Origin of the sequence: Providencia vermicola (assembly GCF_020381325.1) — a bacterium.
Classification (GTDB): Bacteria; Pseudomonadota; Gammaproteobacteria; order Enterobacterales; family Enterobacteriaceae; genus Providencia; species Providencia vermicola.
In genome coordinates, this window is sequence record NZ_JAGSPI010000005.1 from 66726 (window position 1) to 87125 (window position 20400).

15 protein-coding genes are annotated in these 20400 nt (G+C 40.3%); 11 read left to right on the top strand and 4 right to left on the bottom strand.

Annotation, left to right across the window (positions count from 1 at the left end):
* Positions 1 to 342 precede the first annotated feature (342 nt).
* Together pntA and pntB are read left to right on the top strand one after the other, a co-directional pair.
* Positions 343 to 1872 (top strand): Re/Si-specific NAD(P)(+) transhydrogenase subunit alpha, encoded by a 1530-nt coding sequence (gene pntA / locus KDJ85_RS08575; RefSeq protein WP_225819290.1) that lies wholly within the window; start codon positions 343 to 345, stop codon positions 1870 to 1872.
* Between the two features lie 13 nt (positions 1873 to 1885).
* Positions 1886 to 3274: a Re/Si-specific NAD(P)(+) transhydrogenase subunit beta gene (gene pntB, locus KDJ85_RS08580; RefSeq protein WP_225819499.1), complete on the top strand. Its 1389-nt coding sequence runs from the start codon at positions 1886 to 1888 to the stop codon at positions 3272 to 3274.
* 62 nt (positions 3275 to 3336) lie between these two features.
* On the opposite strand, the gene KDJ85_RS08585 is transcribed toward pntB, so the two are convergent.
* Positions 3337 to 4536: an MFS transporter gene (locus KDJ85_RS08585; protein ID WP_225819291.1), complete on the bottom strand. Its 1200-nt coding sequence runs from the start codon at positions 4534 to 4536 to the stop codon at positions 3337 to 3339.
* Positions 4537 to 4704: 168 nt separating this feature from the next.
* Here KDJ85_RS08585 and KDJ85_RS08590 point away from each other — a divergent pair, with 168 nt between their 5' ends.
* Positions 4705 to 5328 (top strand): TetR/AcrR family transcriptional regulator, encoded by a 624-nt coding sequence (locus KDJ85_RS08590; protein ID WP_206084231.1) that lies wholly within the window; start codon positions 4705 to 4707, stop codon positions 5326 to 5328.
* Positions 5329 to 5386: 58 nt separating this feature from the next.
* On the opposite strand, the gene uspE is transcribed toward KDJ85_RS08590, so the two are convergent.
* The gene (gene uspE, locus KDJ85_RS08595) at positions 5387 to 6334 is read right to left on the bottom strand and encodes a universal stress protein UspE (RefSeq protein ID WP_225819292.1); all 948 of its coding nucleotides are present in this window, start codon (positions 6332 to 6334) and stop codon (positions 5387 to 5389) included.
* 125 nt (positions 6335 to 6459) lie between these two features.
* Positions 6460 to 7215: an FNR family transcription factor gene (locus KDJ85_RS08600; protein WP_068443675.1), complete on the bottom strand. Its 756-nt coding sequence runs from the start codon at positions 7213 to 7215 to the stop codon at positions 6460 to 6462.
* A gap of 364 nt (positions 7216 to 7579) precedes the next feature.
* Between KDJ85_RS08600 and KDJ85_RS08605 the strand changes: the two genes are divergently transcribed.
* The 5 genes from KDJ85_RS08605 to KDJ85_RS08625 all read left to right on the top strand — a co-directional run bounded on the left by KDJ85_RS08605 (position 7580) and on the right by KDJ85_RS08625 (position 13328).
* Entirely contained in the window at positions 7580 to 8590 is a 1011-nt protein-coding gene (locus KDJ85_RS08605; protein ID WP_377210600.1) for an NAD(P)H-quinone oxidoreductase, read from the top strand.
* Between the two features lie 406 nt (positions 8591 to 8996).
* On the top strand, positions 8997 to 10940 hold the full coding sequence (locus tag KDJ85_RS08610; protein WP_225819294.1) for a pyridoxal phosphate-dependent decarboxylase family protein: 1944 nt from the start codon (positions 8997 to 8999) through the stop codon (positions 10938 to 10940).
* A 77-nt stretch (positions 10941 to 11017) separates the two neighbouring features.
* Positions 11018 to 12166, top strand: coding sequence for a tyrosine transporter TyrP (tyrP, locus tag KDJ85_RS08615; RefSeq protein WP_338050588.1), 1149 nt, complete (start codon positions 11018 to 11020; stop codon positions 12164 to 12166).
* A 411-nt stretch (positions 12167 to 12577) separates the two neighbouring features.
* Positions 12578 to 13135: a PadR family transcriptional regulator gene (locus KDJ85_RS08620; RefSeq protein ID WP_206084235.1), complete on the top strand. Its 558-nt coding sequence runs from the start codon at positions 12578 to 12580 to the stop codon at positions 13133 to 13135.
* A complete protein-coding gene (locus tag KDJ85_RS08625; protein WP_225819296.1) occupies positions 13128 to 13328 on the top strand; it encodes a DEAD/DEAH box helicase in 201 nt (66 codons plus the stop codon). The genes KDJ85_RS08620 and KDJ85_RS08625 overlap by 8 nt, the downstream gene beginning before the upstream one ends.
* Positions 13329 to 13563: 235 nt before the next feature.
* On the opposite strand, the gene KDJ85_RS08630 is transcribed toward KDJ85_RS08625, so the two are convergent.
* A complete protein-coding gene (locus tag KDJ85_RS08630; RefSeq protein WP_225819297.1) occupies positions 13564 to 15306 on the bottom strand; it encodes an ABC-F family ATP-binding cassette domain-containing protein in 1743 nt (580 codons plus the stop codon).
* Between the two features lie 413 nt (positions 15307 to 15719).
* Here KDJ85_RS08630 and KDJ85_RS08635 point away from each other — a divergent pair, with 413 nt between their 5' ends.
* The 3 genes from KDJ85_RS08635 (at position 15720) to rbbA (ending at position 20399) form a co-directional block, all read left to right on the top strand.
* Entirely contained in the window at positions 15720 to 16196 is a 477-nt protein-coding gene (locus KDJ85_RS08635) for a GNAT family N-acetyltransferase (RefSeq protein WP_225819298.1), read from the top strand.
* A 379-nt stretch (positions 16197 to 16575) separates the two neighbouring features.
* A complete protein-coding gene (locus KDJ85_RS08640) occupies positions 16576 to 17646 on the top strand; it encodes an HlyD family secretion protein (protein WP_225819299.1) in 1071 nt (356 codons plus the stop codon).
* On the top strand, positions 17643 to 20399 hold the full coding sequence (gene rbbA / locus KDJ85_RS08645; RefSeq protein WP_225819300.1) for a ribosome-associated ATPase/putative transporter RbbA: 2757 nt from the start codon (positions 17643 to 17645) through the stop codon (positions 20397 to 20399). Before KDJ85_RS08640 ends, rbbA begins: the two co-directional genes overlap by 4 nt.
* The last annotated feature ends 1 nt before the right edge of the window (position 20400 follow it).

A 20400-nucleotide genomic window follows, 5' to 3' on the forward strand; every position in this document is an offset into this window, starting at 1 on the left:
AATCTTAGTTGTATCACATGTACGTGATTATTACACGTAACTGAACCTGTTGTCTCATGATTTTCTTTTTATAAGAAATAAATAATTATTGACTAGTCAAATTTACCAGATTTTTTAAAGTATCCAGTATTTTATTGACCTAAAACTAAGATTTTCACCGTGAATTCCATTTACTGTCTAAGAATCGCGATCAATTATGGATCAAGAAGCATATTTTCAGTAGGTTATTAGGACATTTAAAATCTGTTTATGCACAAAATAAGACTTTTCTCTGTGATGATGGTCATTATTTTAGCAAACATCTATAAACAACATTACATTAGGCTTTAAAAAGGGAACATTATGCGTATTGGTATACCAAGAGAACGACTTGCCAATGAAGCGCGTGTTGCTGCTACACCGTCAACAGTCACTCAACTTCTTAAGTTGGGTTTTTCTGTTTGTGTAGAACACAACGCTGGTCATTTAGCGAGTTTTGATGATACCGCCTATGAGCAAGCTGGAGCTGAGATTGTCGATCGTGACACCGCTTTTGCCGCGGATATTGTTTTTAAAGTCAACGCACCATTTGAAGATGAAATCCCGTTGTTAAAAGAAGGGGCGACACTGGTGAGTTTCATTTGGCCAGCACAGAATGCTGAGCTAATGGATGCTTTAAAAGCACGTAATATCAACGTGATGGCAATGGATGCTGTACCTCGTATTTCTCGTGCCCAATCATTAGATGCATTAAGTTCAATGGCCAATATCGCAGGGTATCGTGCCATTGTGGAAGCGGCTCATGAATTTGGTCGTTTCTTTACAGGGCAAATTACTGCCGCAGGTAAAGTTCCGCCAGCGAAAGTGATGATCATCGGCGCAGGGGTTGCAGGGCTTGCGGCCATTGGTGCTGCGGGTAGCCTTGGTGCAATAGTGCGTGCATTCGACACTCGTCCAGAAGTGAAAGAGCAAGTTCAAAGCATGGGCGCTGAATTCCTTGAGCTCGATTTCAAGGAAGAAGCAGGTAGCGGCGACGGTTATGCAAAAGTTATGTCTGAAGCCTTTATTAAGGCGGAGATGGAACTGTTTGCTGCTCAAGCAAAAGATGTTGATATCATTGTGACTACCGCATTGATTCCAGGCAAACCAGCACCAAAATTGATCACCAAAGAAATGGTTGAGTCGATGAAGCCAGGCAGTGTTATTGTGGATTTAGCTGCCCAAACTGGCGGTAACTGTGAATTAACACAAGCGGATAAGCTGGTTGTTACTGACAACGGCGTCAAAATTATTGGTTATACCGATTTACCAAGTCGCTTACCAACGCAATCTTCACAGTTATACGGTACTAACCTTGTTAACCTGATGAAATTATTGTGTAAAGAGAAAGACGGCGAAATTAATATTGATTTCGACGATCTGGTTATTCGCGGTGTGACTGTCATCAAACAAGGTGAAATTACGTGGCCTGCACCACCAATTCAGGTATCTGCACAGCCGCAGGCGAAACCGAAAGCGGTGGAGAAAGTTAAAGCACCTGAGAAGAAAATGTCGCCAACGCTGAAATATGGTTTGATGGCGTTAGCGATTATTCTTTTTGGTTGGTTTGCAAATTCTGCACCAAAAGAGTTTTTATCGCACTTTACTGTATTCGCGCTTGCGTGTGTCGTAGGTTATTACGTGGTGTGGAACGTGACACATGCGTTGCATACACCACTGATGTCAGTGACCAATGCAATTTCAGGGATCATTGTTGTTGGTGCGTTACTGCAAATTGGCAGTGGCGGCTGGGTAAGCTTCTTATCCTTTATTGCCATATTGATCGCAAGTATCAATATTTTCGGTGGGTTCACAGTAACTCAGCGCATGTTAAAAATGTTTCGTAAAGGGTAAGGGGTAACTTATGTTGTCGAGTGGAATTGTGACAGCGGCGTACATTGTTGCTGCTATCCTATTTATTTTCAGCCTTGCAGGACTCTCGCGCCATGAAAGTTCTCAACGTGGGAATACTTATGGTGTGATTGGTATGGCGATTGCACTTATCGCGACCATTTTGGGGCCACACAGTGCCAATGTAGGCTGGATGATCATTGCGATGGTTATTGGGGCCGTTATTGGTATCCGTTTAGCGAAAAAAGTTGAAATGACCGAAATGCCAGAGCTGGTTGCTATTTTGCACAGCTTCGTGGGTTTAGCGGCAGTGCTCGTTGGTTTTAACAGCTTTATCGCAAGTGAAGGCCATGCTGATGCTGTGATGGAAAATATTCATTTAACTGAAGTTTTCCTCGGTATCTTCATTGGTGCGGTGACCTTTACGGGTTCAGTAGTGGCTTACGGTAAGTTATCAGGCAAAATGTCATCTAAACCAATGATGTTGCCAAACCGTCATAAACTCAACTTAGCTGCGCTGGTGGTTTCATTTATTTTATTAGTGATTTTCGTTAAGACGCAAAGCGTTGGTTTGCAAGTGTTCTTAATGTTAATCATGACGGTGATTGCATTAGCCTTTGGTTGGCATTTAGTGGCTTCTATTGGTGGTGCAGACATGCCAGTAGTCGTTTCAATGCTGAACTCCTATTCAGGTTGGGCAGCGGCAGCGGCAGGCTTCATGTTAAGTAATGACTTGCTGATTGTGACAGGGGCATTAGTGGGCTCATCGGGTGCTATCCTGTCTTACATTATGTGTAAGGCGATGAACCGTTCATTTTTCAGTGTGATAGCGGGGGGCTTTGGTACAGATGGCTCTTCAACAGGTACTGAAGAAGAAATGGGTGAGTACCGTGAAAGTACCGCTGAAGAAGTCGCTGAAATGTTGAAAAACTCAACATCAGTAATCATCACACCAGGCTATGGTATGGCAGTAGCTCAAGCACAGTATCCTGTTGCAGATATTACAACCAAACTGCGCGAACGCGGTATCAATGTCCGTTTTGGTATTCACCCAGTTGCTGGGCGTTTACCTGGCCATATGAACGTGTTATTGGCTGAAGCCAAAGTCCCTTATGATATCGTATTGGAAATGGATGAAATTAACGATGATTTCTCTGACACTGATACGGTATTAGTTATTGGGGCGAATGATACCGTTAACCCAGCGGCGCAAGAAGATCCAAATAGCCCAATCGCTGGAATGCCAGTTTTGGAAGTTTGGAAAGCGAATAATGTGATTGTATTTAAACGTTCTATGAATACGGGATATGCAGGTGTGCAGAATCCATTATTCTTTAAAGAAAATACACAAATGTTGTTTGGTGATGCGAAAGACAGCGTTGATGCTATCTTACGTGCGTTGTAATTACTGAATAATTAAATCAATATTGTGGGGTTATTGGCCTATGCCAGTAACCCCATTTTTAATTATTTATTGGTGCAAAAACGTGCGCAATTGGTTAAACCGCGTGCAAAGGTAAAGACCAATAAGAAAGCAAGTGTCGCAATCGTTAACATGCTGGCCATGAGAACGCCACCATTGAAGTGGTCCATCACATAACCTCCAACTAAGCTACCGATCGTAATTAAAATTAAAAACATAAAAGTAATTAAGGCGGAACCTTTTTCTGTTAGTTCTGGTACATGGACATGCATCCACATATTAATCGTGGCAGGAACCATACCCGCTGCAATGCCCCATGAAAAAACGAATATTACGCTAGTTGCCCAGCTAAAATCTAAGGTAGATAGCGCCAAAAATGCTAAGGCTAACAGTAATGCGCTGATGGCAAAATTATAGCGAACGTTATATTTCCCCACGTAACCCGCTAAAATATTCCCCACCACACTAGCAAGTCCAAAAAATAGCAATAATGCAGAGATTTGCCCTTCAACAAACCCCGCAGTTTGTTTGAAAAATACCGTAAAATAGTTATAGGCTGAAAAATGCGCTAAGAAGATCAGGGTGAATATAATCAACCCTTTACGTGCAATAGGGTGTGATGGCATGAGTAATAATTCATTCCACTGCATGGATGAAGAAGGCTTTAATGAAGGTAACGAAAAATATTGCATCAAGAGCGCTGCAATACCCGCAATAACTAACGCAATGTATGGCATTCTCCAACCGTAGTTGTCAGATAACAACGCCCCTAAAGGAACCCCAACGACGGTTACTAATGTCACTGCAGAAAAGAAGATAGTTACAGAAGTGGTGATTGCCATATTTTTAGGGGCTAATCGGATCACAAGGCCAGCTGCAACCCCCCAGAAACCACCTAATGCGATTCCTAATGCAAAGCGGCCTAGTAGAACTAACCCAAAACTGGATGCAAACGCAGTAATCGCATTGGCGAATATCATCAGTGCAACTAAAAAGAGTAATACTTGGCGTCTATCAATATTTTTTGCATAAATTGGGACGAATAGTGCGGAAACCATTCCTGCAATTGACGTTACGGTGACGGTAAGGCCCGCTGTTCCTGTTGAAATTTGAAAATCGTGAGCGATGTCATTTAGCACACTGATGGCTAAAAATTCACCGGTTACAATAATGAAGCAGGCAAAAGTTGCAGATAAGAGTGAAAGCCAGTTACCATTGTGCGAAGAAAGATTAATTGTTGTCATGTGCTTTCCATGGAAAATTGAATAAAGTGTAAAGATGTAATTTTATAGTGACCGCTATAAAATTATTGCGCTATTCTTTATGCTAATTTAGATGCTGTCAATTGTTTTTATAGTGATCGTTATAAAATGTTTATGGTACACTGTATCGATGACTGGTGAAGTGAGAATATGAATCAGATAAAACGTGGGCGGCCTAAAGGGTTTGACCAGCAAGATGCATTAGAAAAAGCCATGTTATTGTTCTGGCAAAATGGTTATGTGGCGACATCGATTAGTGATTTAACCCAAGCACTAGGCATCACCGCGCCCAGTCTTTATTGTGCTTTTGGTGATAAAGCATCATTGTTTAATCAATGCATTGAATATTATTTAACTAATGAAGCGTGCCCCATTTTGTCTATCGTGAAGCAAGCGAAAACAGCGAAAGTGGCGATTGAATTGTTGATGTATGAGAGCGCAAAGAAGCTTATCCAACCAGGTAAGCCCGCGGGGTGTATGTTAATTACTGCGACCATGAATGGTTCTAAGCAAATTGAAGATGTGCAATTGAGTGTGCAAGAAAAGCGCAAAAGCTATCAAGAAATTTTGTTGCAGCGTATGAAAAAAGGCATTGAAGATGGTGATGTTGCGCCTGATGCCCCTATTAGTGCCATTGTGGATTTTTATATTACGGTGATTGATGGTTTTACCATTCAAGCTTGTGATGGCATCGAGCTTGAAAGATTAAACCAAGTTATTTTTAATGCGATGCAAGCCTGGCCAATACTCAATACAAATTTACAGCAACAATAATAATGCTCTTAATAGAAAACCCCCAAAGGTATGGGGGTTAAACATTTAAGGTAATGGCTTAGTCATCATCAGTGGCATTAATAGGGCACACAAAACCATCAGGTTTTATTGCTAATAAGTCACATTTTAGTTTATCAATAACGTGTTCAGCGGTATTTCCTAAGAACGCTGCGGATAGGCCAGTACGGCCTAAAATACCCAGTACAACGACACCCGCTTGTAATTCCTCACACATTTCTGGAATGATTTTTTCTGGTAATCCTTCGCGAACATGCGTGTATTTCTCATCGATACTGAATTTTTGCCTTAATTCTTTCATGGCAATGAGGTGCTGACCACGTAGCGCATTGTTATAAAGGCTAGGGTCAAAATCAGGCAGCTCAATTGCAATATTCATCGGGGCGACAGGGTAGGCGCTGACGAGATGAATTTCTTGTTCCTTAATTATTCGTGTCGCTAAATCACGCGTTTTTTCCACTAACTTAATATTTAAGTCATCATGGTAGGATTCTTCATTGGATAAGTTAACTGCAACCACCACCGAGCCGTGATCGGGCCAAACCTTATCTTTTACCATCCAAACGGGGGATGGGCATTTTCTGAGTAAATGCCAATCTAAAGGTGTGAAGATAATGGATTCAAAGTTATCGGTCTGGTGAGCCATTTTTAATAACAAATCATGTTCGCCGTTGATGACCTCTTGAATAATGGCCTCATAAGGCTTGTTATGCCAGATCACTTTTATTTCGATATCAATACCCGCTTCGAGGTAGAAGTGGGCTTGCTGTTTAATCCACGCCGCTTTTTGGCTAATGACACCTTTGCGCATAGCATTACGTTCTTCTGGAGAGAGTAATGTCGTCATGTCATAAGATAAGTCATAGATGGGTAAAAACGCTTTTATCCGTCCACCATTACGCTGCACGATGTAGACAGCTCGTCTTAATGCAGGTTGATCATCCTGATTTGGGTCAATTGCAACTAGCAGGTTTTTATAGTTTGCCATATTGGAGTCCTCTCAATACACGGATATTTCCACATAGATAAACTAAGTTATTGGCGTTAAATAGGCAAGAAATCTGGGAAAAAAAACGAAAACGGATCACGATTAATGTGATCCGTTTGGGGAAGCTAGCAAGTAATTGCTGAAACTTTACCTGCAATATCAGTCAATTTAGTCATATCTTCGATAGTGATATATTTGCCTTTTACGCTAAGCATGCCACTTTTTTGGAAACGGCCTAATAGGCGACTAATTGTTTCGACGGTTAAACCGAGGTAATTACCGATATCACCACGAGTCATGGTTAATCTGAATTCTCTTGGTGAAAAACCACGTTCAGCAAAACGATGAGAGAGATTAAGAATAAATGCAGCTAAACGCTCTTCCGCATTTTTCTTGGATAATAAAAGGATCATTTCTTGATCGCCTTTAATCTCACCACTCATTAAACGCATTATTTGTTGACGTAGATTCGGCATTTTGCCTGATAAATCATCTAACGTTTCAAATGGAATTTCACAAACCATAGATGTTTCAAGTGCTTGTGCAAAACTTGGGTGCTGTGTATGAATAATAGCATCAAAACCGACGAGGTCGCCTGCTAAATGGAAACCTGTGATTTGCTCATCACCTTCTTCAGTTATAGTGTAGCTTTTTATTGTGCCTGAGCGGATGGCATATAAAGAACGTAATTCATCCCCAGCCTTAAATAATGCTTGGCCTTTTTGAATAGGTTTTTTACGCTCAATGATATTATCAAGTTGATCCAGTTCATGTTCATTCAGAGTGAAAGGAATGCAAAGTTGACTAATACTGCAGTCCTGACAATGAATTGCACAACCACCAGACTGGATGCGACGAACAACTCTTTTTTCTGGGATCATATTAAATGCTCAATCAAGTTAAAATTATTGATATGAGTCAATTTTAACATAAGATAAGGCGGCTGGTAAGTAGTAATATAGGACAGAATTGACTAATTAGACAAAATAGTCAGACAAGTAGGGGCTGTCAAGTTAGTTAATTTAGACGTTAATGCTAAATTAACGCAGATTATTAAATATTATGTTTGATATAGATTAAATATTAGCACCTAAACAATAAAAAGCTGACTTACGTCATTATTAGAATTAATACTTAAAAATGCAATTTTAAAGCACGATTCATTAAACTAATTAGCATTAATTTAACACAAAAATAAATTTAAAAATATCAATTTTTCAAATTAACCTCTAAAAGGAGACCATGATGACACATGTTCAACAGCCTTTACCCACTACAATGACGGTTGTGAATATTATTGAACCAGGTGGCCCTGAAAAGTTGCAATTAATTGAAAAACCGCTGCCCAGAATTTCTGCAGGATATTTACTTGTTAAGGTTGAAGCTGCAGGGGTTAATCGCCCTGATATTTTTCAGCGAAAGGGCTCTTACCCACCACCTGCCGATGCATCTCCAATTATGGGGCTAGAAGTAGCAGGGACAGTTGTTGCAAAAGCTGACGATGTTGATAATTGGCAATTAGGTGACACTCTTTGCGCATTAGTGGCAGGTGGAGGTTATGCAGAATATTGCTTAGTACATAAGGATATTGCATTGCCGCTAGGCAATTTGTCATTTATTGAAGGTGCCGCTATTCCTGAAAACTTTTTCACTGTTTGGGCAAATATGTGCCAAATCGGCCAACTTAAAAAAAATGAAACGGTGCTCATCCACGGGGGAACATCTGGTATTGGTAGTGTGGCCATTATGATAGCAAAAGCAATGGGGGCAACAGTGATCACCACCGTTGGTTCGGAAGAAAAAGCGAATGCTGCAAAAATATTAGGAGCCGATTGCATTATTAACTATCGAACTGATGATTTTGTCGAAGCCACGCAGAATTTCACGTTATCACGTGGTGTTAATATGGTCGTTGATATTATTGGTGGCGATTATGTGGAAAAAAACTATTTAGTTGCTGCAAAAGGTGGGCGAATAATTCAAATTGGCATGATGAAGGGAAATCCAGAACGACTCAATATGATGCCTCTTATGGTTAAACGGTTAACTCATACAGGTTCAACCATGCGTTCACGCTCTATTGATGAAAAAATACAGATAGCGACAGAGCTGAAAGAGCATATTCTACCAATGTTGCAAAATGGTAAAATAAAACCAATTATTAACAAGCCATATCCGTTATCACAAATAAAAGAGGCTCATCAATATATGGAGTCAGGCGATTTAATTGGTAAAATAGTGTTAAAAAATAGATAGTTATTTGTTTTTTATTATAAAGGGAACGGCTTTCTACCTGCCAACGGAAAGTCGTTAGAATCCACTTCTGTTATAACAAATAATTTACATTATCAAGCTTTTTTAGCGTAAATATCTCTTTACAGCTAAATAAATTTTGATTTTTTGTGCCTGCCCACAATTCCAAACAAAATCCTGATTAGTTTGTTAATAATTAAATAAAAATGAATTATATCTATAAGTAAGTTGGCCATTAACGGTTTGTTTATCAATAATTAATGCTTAAATGATATTTTTAAATGCATATCATTAATATATTGATATCTTTTATATGCATACAGCCCGTTATGCACTTTCCAATGATATTAAGTGAATTAACTTAAGTGCAATTAAGCGTTGCCTAATTGTAATTTGAAGGTGTAGTTAAATGAATAATTTTAATAATTCGAAAATGAATGTGGATGCACTTTTTTTAGGCCCAAAATCTGAAAATGCAGTCTTTTTTAAAGAGATGATGGAGTATTCTGTTACGGAACATATGCATTGGCGTTCCAGTTACCATCCTGAAGATCCTGACCACATTACGACTGTTGACCGCTATGCCCCTGAGTATAGAGATACATTGTATCGAACGGAGGGGATCCTTAATCAATTATCCTCAAAGTTAAAAAGTACATCTGTTCCTTGGTTTTCACCACGTTATATGGGGCATATGAATGCGGATACACTTATGGTTTCAAATCTCGCTTATGTGATGGCGATGATGTACAACCCCAATAATTGTGCTCAAGAATCCTCTCCTACGACCACCGTACTGGAAATCGAAGCCGGGTTAGATTTGTGCAATATGTTTGGTTATAACGTAAATCAATCCTGGGGACATATTACATCAGGCGGAACTGTTGCGAATTATGAAGGCCTGTGGGTTGCACGAAATCTTAAAAGTTTACCTGTAGCCATTGCCCAACATGAAAAATCTCAGCATTTGTTAATTGGAAAATCAGAAAAAGAACTGCTCAATTTACCAGTCACTGCTGTTTTAGAACTCATTGATGAATTAAAAAAGTTAAATATTCTTGAAGAGGTGAGAGAGCTAACAGCACGCGGTACAGGTGTATCATTACATAGCTTGGGGAAATTGTTAGTCCCCCAATCTAAGCACTATTCATGGATGAAAGCGATGGATATTTTGGGCCTTGGTCAACAAAATATCGTGCAATTACCCGTTGATGCAAGTTATCGAACCGATGTGCAGAAAATGCGTGAAACTGTGTTCTCATTAATAGAGCAAGGGGAGCCGATTCTTGCCGTTGTTGCTGTTGTGGGCACAACAGAAACAGGCGCTATCGATAATGTAAAAGCTGTTATTGATTTGCGTCGTGAATGTGAAGAGCAATACGGTGTGTCTTTTTATGTGCATGTTGATGCTGCGTATGCAGGTTATGCATGTGCGATGTTCCGTGATGAAGACAACCAGTTTATAGAATATGACGCACTTATTCATCGTTATCATCAGGAAGGTATTTTCCCCCAAGATGTTATTTGGCCAAAATTGGATGTGTATGAAAGCTTTAAAGCACTAAATCAAGCGGATTCAATTACAGTCGACCCTCATAAAGTAGGTTTTATTCCTTATGGTGCAGGGGCCATTTGTATGAAGGATAAGCGAATTGTTGATTTGATCTCTTATCATGCAGCTTATGTCTTTGAAGACGTTCAGGAAAAACATCAGAAATTAGGCAAACAGCACAATGTTATTTTAGGCTCATCGATAATGGAAGGTTCAAAAGCAGGGGCGACAGCAGCCGCTGTTTGGGCTGCTCACAGGTTAGTTCCGTTGAATCTTTTGGGGTATGGCAAAGTGCTTGCTGCGGGTATTACAACGGCCAACTGGATGATTGAAAAAATCAATCAGTGCAAGACATTTAATATTGATGGACGTAAGTTTACCATTTTAGCAATGCCAGATCCTGATTTCCACATGATTAACTTTATGTTCCGTGAATTAGGAAATCCCTCTTTAGAAAAACAAAACCGCTTAAATAAACGGCTTTATGAACTGTGTTCTTATGCAGCAGGTCGCACCTATTCAAACGACTTTTTAACCTCGTCAACATCACTAACCTACGAAGAATATGGTGATAATCCATTGAATTTATGTCGTGATGCTAACTTTGCTGACAGTGAATGGCATAACGTTCAGTCTGTGTATGTATTACGAGCAGCGGTAATGACTCATTGCTTACGTGATAAGCAGCATTTTGAAAATTACTGGAGTGCATTAACCGAAACGTTTGAAGAAAAATTACAACAACTCGTTGATGAAGAAAATAAAATAAATCATTCCAATTATAAATTAGCCTCTAATTAATTTGTTAGGATCTCAATATGAAAAATCGCACATTGGGTAGTATTTTTATTGTTGCAGGTACGACGATTGGTGCAGGGATGTTGGCAATGCCAATAGCGGCAGCGGGTAACGGATTTTTAGTTAGTTTAGGCATGTTATTAGCCTTATGGGCCTTGATGTGCTACACCGCACTTCTTTTAGTTGAAGTTTACCAGCATGAATCCTATGAAACAGGCATTGGTAGTGTTGCTCAACGCTATTTAGGGTCTGGTGGCAAGTTTATTACTGGTTTTAGCATGATGTTTCTTATGTATGCCTTAACTGCGGCTTATGTGAGTGGGGCGGGTGAAATCATCACGTCAAATCTTAAAAGCAGTTTTGCGGTAGACATGGCGGATTGGATGGGAATACTCCTGTTCACGGTGATTGGTGGTGGGGTCGTCTGTTTTGGGACTTCGTCAGTAGATTTTATTAATCGTATACTATTTACTGCAAAAATTATTTTCTTGGTCATTATTTTGGCGTTAATGATGCCGCATGTAGAGCAACAAAATTTATTGGCTGCACCAACGGAGAAAGTCCTGATTTTATCTGCAATCCCCGTCTTCTTTACATCGTTTGGTTTTCACGGCAGTGTTCCAAGTATTGTGAAATACATGGGGGGAGACGTCAAAAAACTGCGAGTTATCTTTATTATTGGTAGTGCCATTCCCCTTATTGCTTATATTTTATGGCAAATTGCGACGCTGGGGAGTATCGGAACAACGACGTTTGTGGGGATTTTGGCAGAAAATGCAGGGCTTAATGGCTTATTAGATGCGATTAAAGATGTGGCACAATCAGGTCGCACAGAGTTAGTTGCACAGATGTTTATGAGTTTAGCACTAGCAACATCATTTTTAGGCGTCGCGTTAGGGTTATTTGATTTCTTAGCGGACTTATTTAAGCGACAAGATAACGCGGTTGGGCGTATACAAACCGGTTTGTTGACGTTTGGACCACCTTTAGTGTTTGCGTTGTTTTATCCGAAGGGGTTTGTGATGGCACTGGGTTATGCCGCAATCGCCTTATCAATTCTTGCGTTATTATTACCAAGTGCAATGGCATTTAAATCGCGCACATTGAATCAGCGTCGATACCAAGTATTAGGTGGCCCGATTGGATTGCTGATCGTATTTTTATGTGGAATTGTCGTGATTGGTGTTCAGCTGGGTATTGTATTTAACGTACTACCCAATATTGGTTAATAATGTACTTTAAAGATAAGCCAGTCTACGGACTGGCTTGAGGTTGTTGACAAAGCAGGATAAAAACGTGGTTTTTCCTGCTTTGTGTTATCAGTCGAAAATCAATAAATTGATTTTCCTTATTTATTTTTAAAACCAATCCAACCTGCTGCCAAACCTCATTAGTTTGGCAGCAGTCTGAAGCCAGTCTACGGACTGGCTTTTTTATGATCAAAAGCGAGCGATTCAGATAATTTACAGCACAATAATGGCTGCTTTGCGTTATATCAATGCGTATAATACAACTAAGAATGATTATCATTAGCACGTTATGCACAAAAACAGATATATCTAAAGCTAGCATTTTTTGTAGAAGTGACTATTATATCCGATATATCGGTTTTGGCATCAAAACAATCACTGAGAATTTGAATGGCAAACGAACAACAACTTGATCCTTGCTTATGTAATGGTAAGAGTGTGAGTCGAATGTTTAACCCTAAACAGTTAAGAATATATATTCTACACTTACTGACTGAGGGAATAAATTACGGCTATGACCTGATCAAAAAAATTTCAGAGGAAACGGCAGGGTTTTATTGCCCAAGCCCTGGGGTTATTTATCCCACACTAACATTGTTAGAAGAATTAGGTTTTATTACTGCGGGAACGGGTAAAGAGAATGATAAAGGACGCAAGTGTTTTGTCATCACTCCAGAAGGACGGTGCTTTTTATTATTAAAAGCTGAACTTTTGGCAGAAGTTCAACTAAAGTTAAATTATGCACAAGAGCTTAAAGCGGGAAACCAATTTGCTAATGAGATTGAATGTGCAGTGGATAAATTTAAATCACTTTTGAGGCACAAAATCGTTTTACAGCAATTAAGTAAAGACGAGTCAGCAAAAGTCGTTGAAATCATTAACCAAGCAGTTGAACGAATAGAAGAGGTCAACGCGGTATTAGTGACGGAAGGAAAATCAAATGGCTAAAACTAATGATATAATTCAAGCAAAAGAGCACTTATATATGACAGATAATCGTAAAGCGGCACAGGATAATACTTCTACATCTAACGAAGTCGAAAAAAGCACAAAGAAAGATGATAAATTTAAAGAAGTGGTCTGCCCGAATGTGCCTACATCTTATTTTAAGCGTGCAAAAAAACAAAAAATTAAATACTAAGATGAATGGTTTACAAAATGTTTATTCAACAGTGGCCTGAATTGGTGGTTAGCTACCACTGGATGAATGCATGCCATATTTTAAATAAATCTATTTTGATGTTTAAGAAGAGCCAAATGGCTTTAACTAAAAATATAATTATTTTGTAAACTCTGCATATCCTTTGATTGATATCTACTCTATATTTTATTTAGATTAAAAATCCCCTGACTACGCCAGTAATCAGGGGATAAGCTTATAACCCTAATTGGGCATGTATTTGCGCTATTTCATCAACCCATTGTTGTTGTAACTGTGGTTTTTGGTGGCTTAATTTACGCTGCTTATCAGCTTGTAATTTTGCCTCTAACACCAATAGCTTTTCTAACAACTCATCTTCATGGGAGATAACCTTTGGGGGAGTATTTACAGTATGGCTGTGTTTAACAGAATCTGCATTACTGTGAGATAATAATTGCGCTTGTTGTTCAATTTTATGATAAATATCATCGATATTAAGGTATTCCTCTAATCGATTCTCATCAATAAACCAAAAACGTTGGCAGCTATTTTCAATTAGCCATCTGTCGTGACTGACGACTAGTAATGCCCCTGAAAACTGGCTAATTTCTTCACTCAATGCTTCTTTTCCTTCTAAATCAAGGTGGTTAGTTGGTTCATCCAATAAAATAAGTTCATATTGGGCCAAGCTTAAACCAATAAAAAGCAGTCGTGCACGTTCGCCACCACTGAGTGTTGCCACGGTTTGTTGGTGACGTGCATAAGCAAATCCAGCACCAATAAGCGCCATTTTACGCTGTTCATCCGTAATGGAGGCAAAAGGGCGCAGCGCATCTACGAGGCTATCATTATCATTTAGCTGCTCTAGCTGTTGGTCATAATATCCCGCACGAATTGTTGGATGAAACTTTAAGTGTTTGCTATAGCGTAAGTCCTGCTGATAATGTTGCCAAAGAAGACGCAATAAGGTCGATTTACCGCAACCATTTGCCCCCATAATGGCGATACGATCACCACTTTTCACCTGATGAAACGCAGTTTTAAACAAATTTTCCCCCGCAGGCGTTGAAACTTCAGTTCCTTCGAGCTCAAGAACGCGGTCTGCAGGGATTGGTTTACCATTTAACGCCAATTTCCATTGATAACCTTCAGTGAGCTCTGTTTGAGTTTCCTTAAGTCTATCAATGTGTTTTTCCATTTGTTTCGCTTTGCGAGAAAGGCCTTCGTTATCATAAACATGCCCCCAAATAGCCAAGCGTTTTGCGCTAGAGGCGATTCGGTCAATCTCTTTTTGCTCCGCCTGATTTCGTCTTTCATCGGTAATGTCTTTTTCAGCCAGGGCACGGCGTGCCTCGCTACAAGGTAACCGATAGAAATGTAACGATTTATCACGTAAAACCCATGTACAGTTAGTGACTTTATCAAGTAAAGCTTGGTCGTGGGAAACCAGTACAAAACTGCCCCTCCAAGACTGAAGAAAATTGCCTAACCAAATTAAGGTGGGCAAGTCCAAATGGTTACTGGGTTCATCTAGCAATAATAAGTCAGGCTGTTCAATTAGCGCTCGCCCTAACAAGAGGCGAGTATGTTGGCCGCCACTCATTTCATTGGCTTTTTGTTCCCATTGCTGGGCAGTAAAGCCTAATTCTGACAGTAATACCTCAGCCCGCCAGCGTTCAGTGACCTTGTCTTGTTCTGGTATTTTTTGAACCAGTGCTTCAATCAGTGTCAGATGAGCAACATCTTCGGGTAAATGTTGTTCGATATATGCCGTGACACAGTGATTTGCGTAGGTAATGCTACCGCTGTTGGGGGATAGCTGGTGGGTAAGTAACTTTAATAACGTACTTTTTCCACTGCCATTATGGCCAATTAAACCGATGCGGTCGCCTTGTTGCAAGGTGAATGAAACATCATTTAATAGCGTGTGGGTAGAAATGTCGTAATTTAATGATTTTACAGATAATAAAGTGCTCATAGCTTACTCAAATTTTAGGTATAGCAATACCTTGGATAGTCATAACGACAACCCAGTAAGCTGAGGGAAGATCTCTTTGTGGCTTCGCTCAGGCAGGGTTATCGCAGTATAAAACTGTGAAAGCCTGAGCTCTGGCGATTACCAAAGAAGTGTGAGTATTCAATGAGATCACACAACAGCATAAATTAGCCTCCTTATTTTTTGTTAAGTTGAACAATGTGCGCATCATAACAAACAGAGGTGAAGGATCAAAATCCAGAAATGCGTTTTTTCATAACAGTTGTAGTAATAGGTAGGATTACAGGTATAAATCCCGCTTATATCGTGTGAGCTCATATGAATTAAATTGCTAAGTGTTGGGCGTTCAAGATGTAAGGCATAAAATTGCCGCTCAAATAACAAGAGAGCCGCAAATGAACGTAGAAATAAAGCCAGCAACAATGCAAGACGCTGAATTGATTTTAGCGATGATAATTGAACTAGCAGAGTATGAAAAAGCTCGTCATGAAGTTAAGGCCAGTGTTGCTGATATCGAGAATTCACTATTTGGTGCAGATTCTAAAACAGAAGCCCTTATTTGTTATGTGGATGATAAACCTGCAGGGTATGCAGTTTTCTTTACTAGCTATTCAACTTGGTTAGGTAATAATGGTATTTACTTGGAAGATCTCTATGTATCTCCCAATTTTCGTGGCGCAGGCGCAGGAAAAAAACTGTTAAAACATATCGCTGTGTTAGCCGTAGAAAGGAAATGCCAGCGTCTTGAATGGAGTGTTTTAGACTGGAATCAACCAGCAATTGATTTTTATAAAAGCATCGGCGCGCAACCACAAGATGAATGGGTACGTTACCGTATGGATGAAAAAACCATTGCAGAGTTTGCACGTTAATCGCTAATAATTAAACGAGTATAAAGTTTGTCTGAAAAAGCCAGTAAAATAAATTTACTGGCTTTGTTTTTATATTTTTTCATCTAAAGTTGTACAATTAATGCCTTCTGATGAGTTTTGTTAATTTATTCTGATTTTTTGTGATGCAAGGCAACTATACTTAATCTAAATTTTGATAAACTTCCGTTAAATTAGATAGATAGCTGATAGTTGAACAGCAATGACACTGATTTAACCTATTTTAAAAATATAATTTTGTTTTTTCGTATTTGGCCGTATTTATTTCGCATATTAACAATTATATGGCTTTATTAATTTCACCAGGTTAATAAAAATAATTGTTGTTCATTGTTTTCTCATTTAATGGAAAAGGGATGGTATGAAAATAAATAAGCAAAAAATATCTTTTTACATCATTTTAATACTCATTATTGCTGCTGGTGGTTTTTATTACTGGAGTGTGAATTCCGGTGGGTTACCCTCTGGTTTTGCGCAAAGTAATGGGCGCATAGAAGCGACAGAGATTGATATTGCGACTAAAACTGCCGGTCGAATTGAAACCATCAATGTAAGAGAAGGGGATTTTGTCAAAGAAGGGCAAGAATTAGCCCGAATGGATACTCGTGCGCTTCAAGAACAACTCCATGAAGTCCAAGCGCAATTACGCCAAGCGATTAGTGCTGTTACCACCGCAGAGTCTGCGCTTGCTCAACGCAAAAGTGAAAAAGTAGCCGCTCAGGCAGTGGTGCGTCAACGCGAAGCTGAACTTGATGCTGCACAAAAGCGACTTAATCGTTCAAGAACATTGGTGAGAACTAAAGCGGTTTCTCAGCAACAGGTTGATGATGATACCGCGCAAATGCAGGGCTCACGTGCAGCATTAGAAGCATCAAAAGCCCAAGTTGCTGCAGCAACATCTGCGATTGACTCTGCAAGCGCAGGCATTGTTCAAGCTAAAAACCGAGTCGATGCAGCAACCGCTACAGAGCGCCGCATTATGGCTGATTTAGACGACAGTATTTTAAAAGCCCCTCGTAATGGGCGTATTCAATATCGTGTTGCAGAGCCTGGGGAAGTCCTTGGCGCTGGGGGGCGAGTATTGAATATGGTGGATTTAAGTGATGTATACATGACGTTCTTCTTGCCAACAGAAGATGCAGGAAAAGTAGCTTTGGGAAGCGATGTGCACATTATTCTCGATGCTGCACCCAATATTGTTATTCCTGCTAAAACAACCTTTGTTGCCAGTGTTGCTCAGTTCACACCAAAAACCGTTGAAACACAAAATGAACGCTTAAAACTGATGTTCCGCGTTCGAGCGCGTATCTCCCCTGAATTACTTGAACAACACCTTGAATATGTGAAAACAGGTCTACCAGGTAAAGCTTATGTCCGTTTGGACTCAAATGAACCTTGGCCTACTGAACTTGAGGTGAGATTACCACAATGACCAATAAACTGATGGATGATGTGATTATTGATATACAGCATGTCAGCCAGCATTATGGTGAAAATTGTGCATTGGATGACATTGTGCTGTCGATTCCAGCTCGCAAGATGGTTGGGTTGATAGGGCCTGATGGTGTGGGGAAATCCAGCTTGATTTCATTGATAGCAGGGGCGCGGGCTATTCAACAAGGTAATGTGTTTGTACTTGATGGCGATATGAATGATGCTGAACACCGTCGCGCAGTATGCCCTCGAATTGCCTACATGCCGCAAGGACTTGGTAAAAACCTCTACCATACCTTATCCGTGTATGAAAACGTCGACTTTTTCGGTCGTTTATTTGGCCAGTCAAAGGCGGAAAGGGAATATCGTATTCAGGATCTGCTTGAAAGTACGGGGTTAGCACCTTTTAAAGACCGGCCTGCAGGTAAGTTATCTGGCGGGATGAAACAAAAACTTGGATTATGCTGTGCATTAATCCATGACCCAGACTTGTTAATTCTTGATGAGCCTACCACAGGGGTTGACCCCTTATCGCGTGCTCAGTTTTGGGATCTCATTGATCGTATCCGTTTGCGTCAAACTAATATGAGTGTATTAGTGGCAACGGCTTATATGGAAGAAGCTGAGCGATTCGATTGGCTGGTGGCAATGGATGATGGAAAAGTATTAGCGACAGGGCATGCATCGGAATTAAAATCCCAAACACGATGTGATGATCTAGAAGCGGCTTTCATTGAATTATTGCCGGAAGAAAAACGCAGTGGCCACAAGAAAGTGCTGATCCCTCCGAGAGACACCTCAAAAGATGATATTATCGCAATTGAAGCGCAAGATTTAACGATGCGTTTTGGCAATTTCGTTGCTGTTGACCACGTGAATTTTAAGATCCCAAAAGGGGAAATATTCGGTTTTTTAGGTTCAAACGGTTGCGGTAAATCAACAACGATGAAAATGCTGACTGGGCTTTTGCAGGCGAGTGAAGGGCAGGCTTGGTTATTTGGTCAGGAAATTGACCCGAAAGATATCGAAACGCGTAAACGCGTTGGATATATGTCACAGGCCTTTTCTCTGTATAGCGAATTGAGTGTGGAACAAAACTTAGTTTTACATGCAAAACTGTTTCATATTCCAGAAGACAAAATTGCTCGTCGTGTTGATGACATGTGCCAACGGTTTGAACTTGATGAAGTCAGGGATACCATGCCTGATGATTTACCATTAGGTATACGCCAGCGCTTATCTTTAGCGGTTGCGGTGATCCACGAACCCGAGATGCTAATACTGGATGAACCCACATCGGGTGTTGACCCTGTAGCCAGAGATATGTTCTGGAATTTAATGGTTGATCTATCAAGACGTGACGGCGTCACAATTTTTATCTCCACGCACTTTATGAACGAAGCGGAGCGTTGTGACCGAATATCGCTAATGCACGCAGGTAAGGTACTTGACTGTGATACCCCGGTAAATCTCACCAAAAAGCGAGGATTGGCGACTCTTGAGGAAACCTTTATTGCTTACTTACAAGATGCTGTGGGTGATGCAGGACAAGAAACCGAAACCGCACCTGAGTTCCATGTTGATCCAGAGCTAAAAGAACAAGCCACGGAAGCCTTAAAAAAACGCTTTAGTTTGCGTCGCTTATTCAGCTATTCCATCCGTGAAGGCATGGAGTTGCGACGAGACCCAGTGCGTTCTACACTTGCTTTACTTGGTACGGTGATCCTGATGTTTATTATGGGCTACGGGATCAGTATGGACGTTGAAAACTTACGTTTTTCTGTGCTAGACCGTGACCAAACAGGCCTGAGCCAAGGTTATACGTTAAACCTTGCAGGTTCCCGTTATTTTATTGAACAGCCACCTCTACAAGATTATGACGCGCTTGAAGAAGGCATGCGTAGTGGCCAAATCACGGTTGCTATTGAAATACCGCCGAATTTTGCTCGTGATATTGCCCGTGGAAATAATGTGAAAATCGGTGTTTGGATTGATGGTGCAATGCCAAATCGTGCAGAAACGGTTCGCGGTTATGTTCAAGCAATGCACCTTGCATGGTTAAGTACCATGGCGGCTAGGCAGCCTGTAGGGGTAGCAGGTATGCCTGCTATTGATATAGAAACGCGGTATCGTTATAACCCTGACGTACGCAGTTTACCTGCGATTGTTCCCGCCGTTATCCCATTGTTATTAATGATGATTCCAGCGATGTTAAGTGCATTAAGCGTGGTGCGTGAAAAAGAATTGGGCTCAATTATTAACCTTTATGTCACCCCGATCACCAAATTAGAGTTTTTACTGGGCAAACAGCTCCCCTACATTTTATTGGGGATGTTTAACTTTGTACTACTTTGTATTTTATCGGTATATATTTTTGGGGTGGAATTTAAAGGCAGTTTTTTAACGTTAACCCTTGCTGCATTTTTGTACGTTAGTATTGCAACAGGGATTGGATTACTCATCTCTTGCTTCATGAAAAGCCAAATTGCAGCCATTTTTGGTACGTCGATCATCACATTAATACCCGCTACACAGTTTTCTGGAATGATTGACCCAGTTTCATCATTAGAGGGAATAGGGCGTTGGGTCGGTATGGTTTATCCAACCTCACATTTTCTCACTATCACGAGAGGGACTTTCTCCAAAGGTCTTAACTTGTTTGATTTACAGGCATCATTTATCCCGTTGTTGATTACAGTTCCTCTTGTCATCGGGCTGAGCGTGTTGTTCCTGAAAAAACAGGAGTCCTAAT

Coding starts and splice junctions, on each gene's coding strand:
- pntA (WP_225819290.1), top strand. CDS start 343: ATGCGTATTGGTATACCAAGAGAACGACTTGCCAATGAAGCGCGTGTT.
- KDJ85_RS08585 (WP_225819291.1), bottom strand. CDS start 4,536: ATGACAACAATTAATCTTTCTTCGCACAATGGTAACTGGCTTTCACTC.
- KDJ85_RS08590 (WP_206084231.1), top strand. CDS start 4,705: ATGAATCAGATAAAACGTGGGCGGCCTAAAGGGTTTGACCAGCAAGAT.
- uspE (WP_225819292.1), bottom strand. CDS start 6,334: ATGGCAAACTATAAAAACCTGCTAGTTGCAATTGACCCAAATCAGGAT.
- KDJ85_RS08600 (WP_068443675.1), bottom strand. CDS start 7,215: ATGATCCCAGAAAAAAGAGTTGTTCGTCGCATCCAGTCTGGTGGTTGT.
- KDJ85_RS08605 (WP_377210600.1), top strand. CDS start 7,580: ATGACACATGTTCAACAGCCTTTACCCACTACAATGACGGTTGTGAAT.
- KDJ85_RS08610 (WP_225819294.1), top strand. CDS start 8,997: ATGAATAATTTTAATAATTCGAAAATGAATGTGGATGCACTTTTTTTA.
- tyrP (WP_338050588.1), top strand. CDS start 11,018: ATGTTGGCAATGCCAATAGCGGCAGCGGGTAACGGATTTTTAGTTAGT.
- KDJ85_RS08620 (WP_206084235.1), top strand. CDS start 12,578: ATGGCAAACGAACAACAACTTGATCCTTGCTTATGTAATGGTAAGAGT.
- KDJ85_RS08625 (WP_225819296.1), top strand. CDS start 13,128: ATGGCTAAAACTAATGATATAATTCAAGCAAAAGAGCACTTATATATG.
- KDJ85_RS08630 (WP_225819297.1), bottom strand. CDS start 15,306: ATGAGCACTTTATTATCTGTAAAATCATTAAATTACGACATTTCTACC.
- KDJ85_RS08635 (WP_225819298.1), top strand. CDS start 15,720: ATGAACGTAGAAATAAAGCCAGCAACAATGCAAGACGCTGAATTGATT.
- KDJ85_RS08640 (WP_225819299.1), top strand. CDS start 16,576: ATGAAAATAAATAAGCAAAAAATATCTTTTTACATCATTTTAATACTC.
- rbbA (WP_225819300.1), top strand. CDS start 17,643: ATGACCAATAAACTGATGGATGATGTGATTATTGATATACAGCATGTC.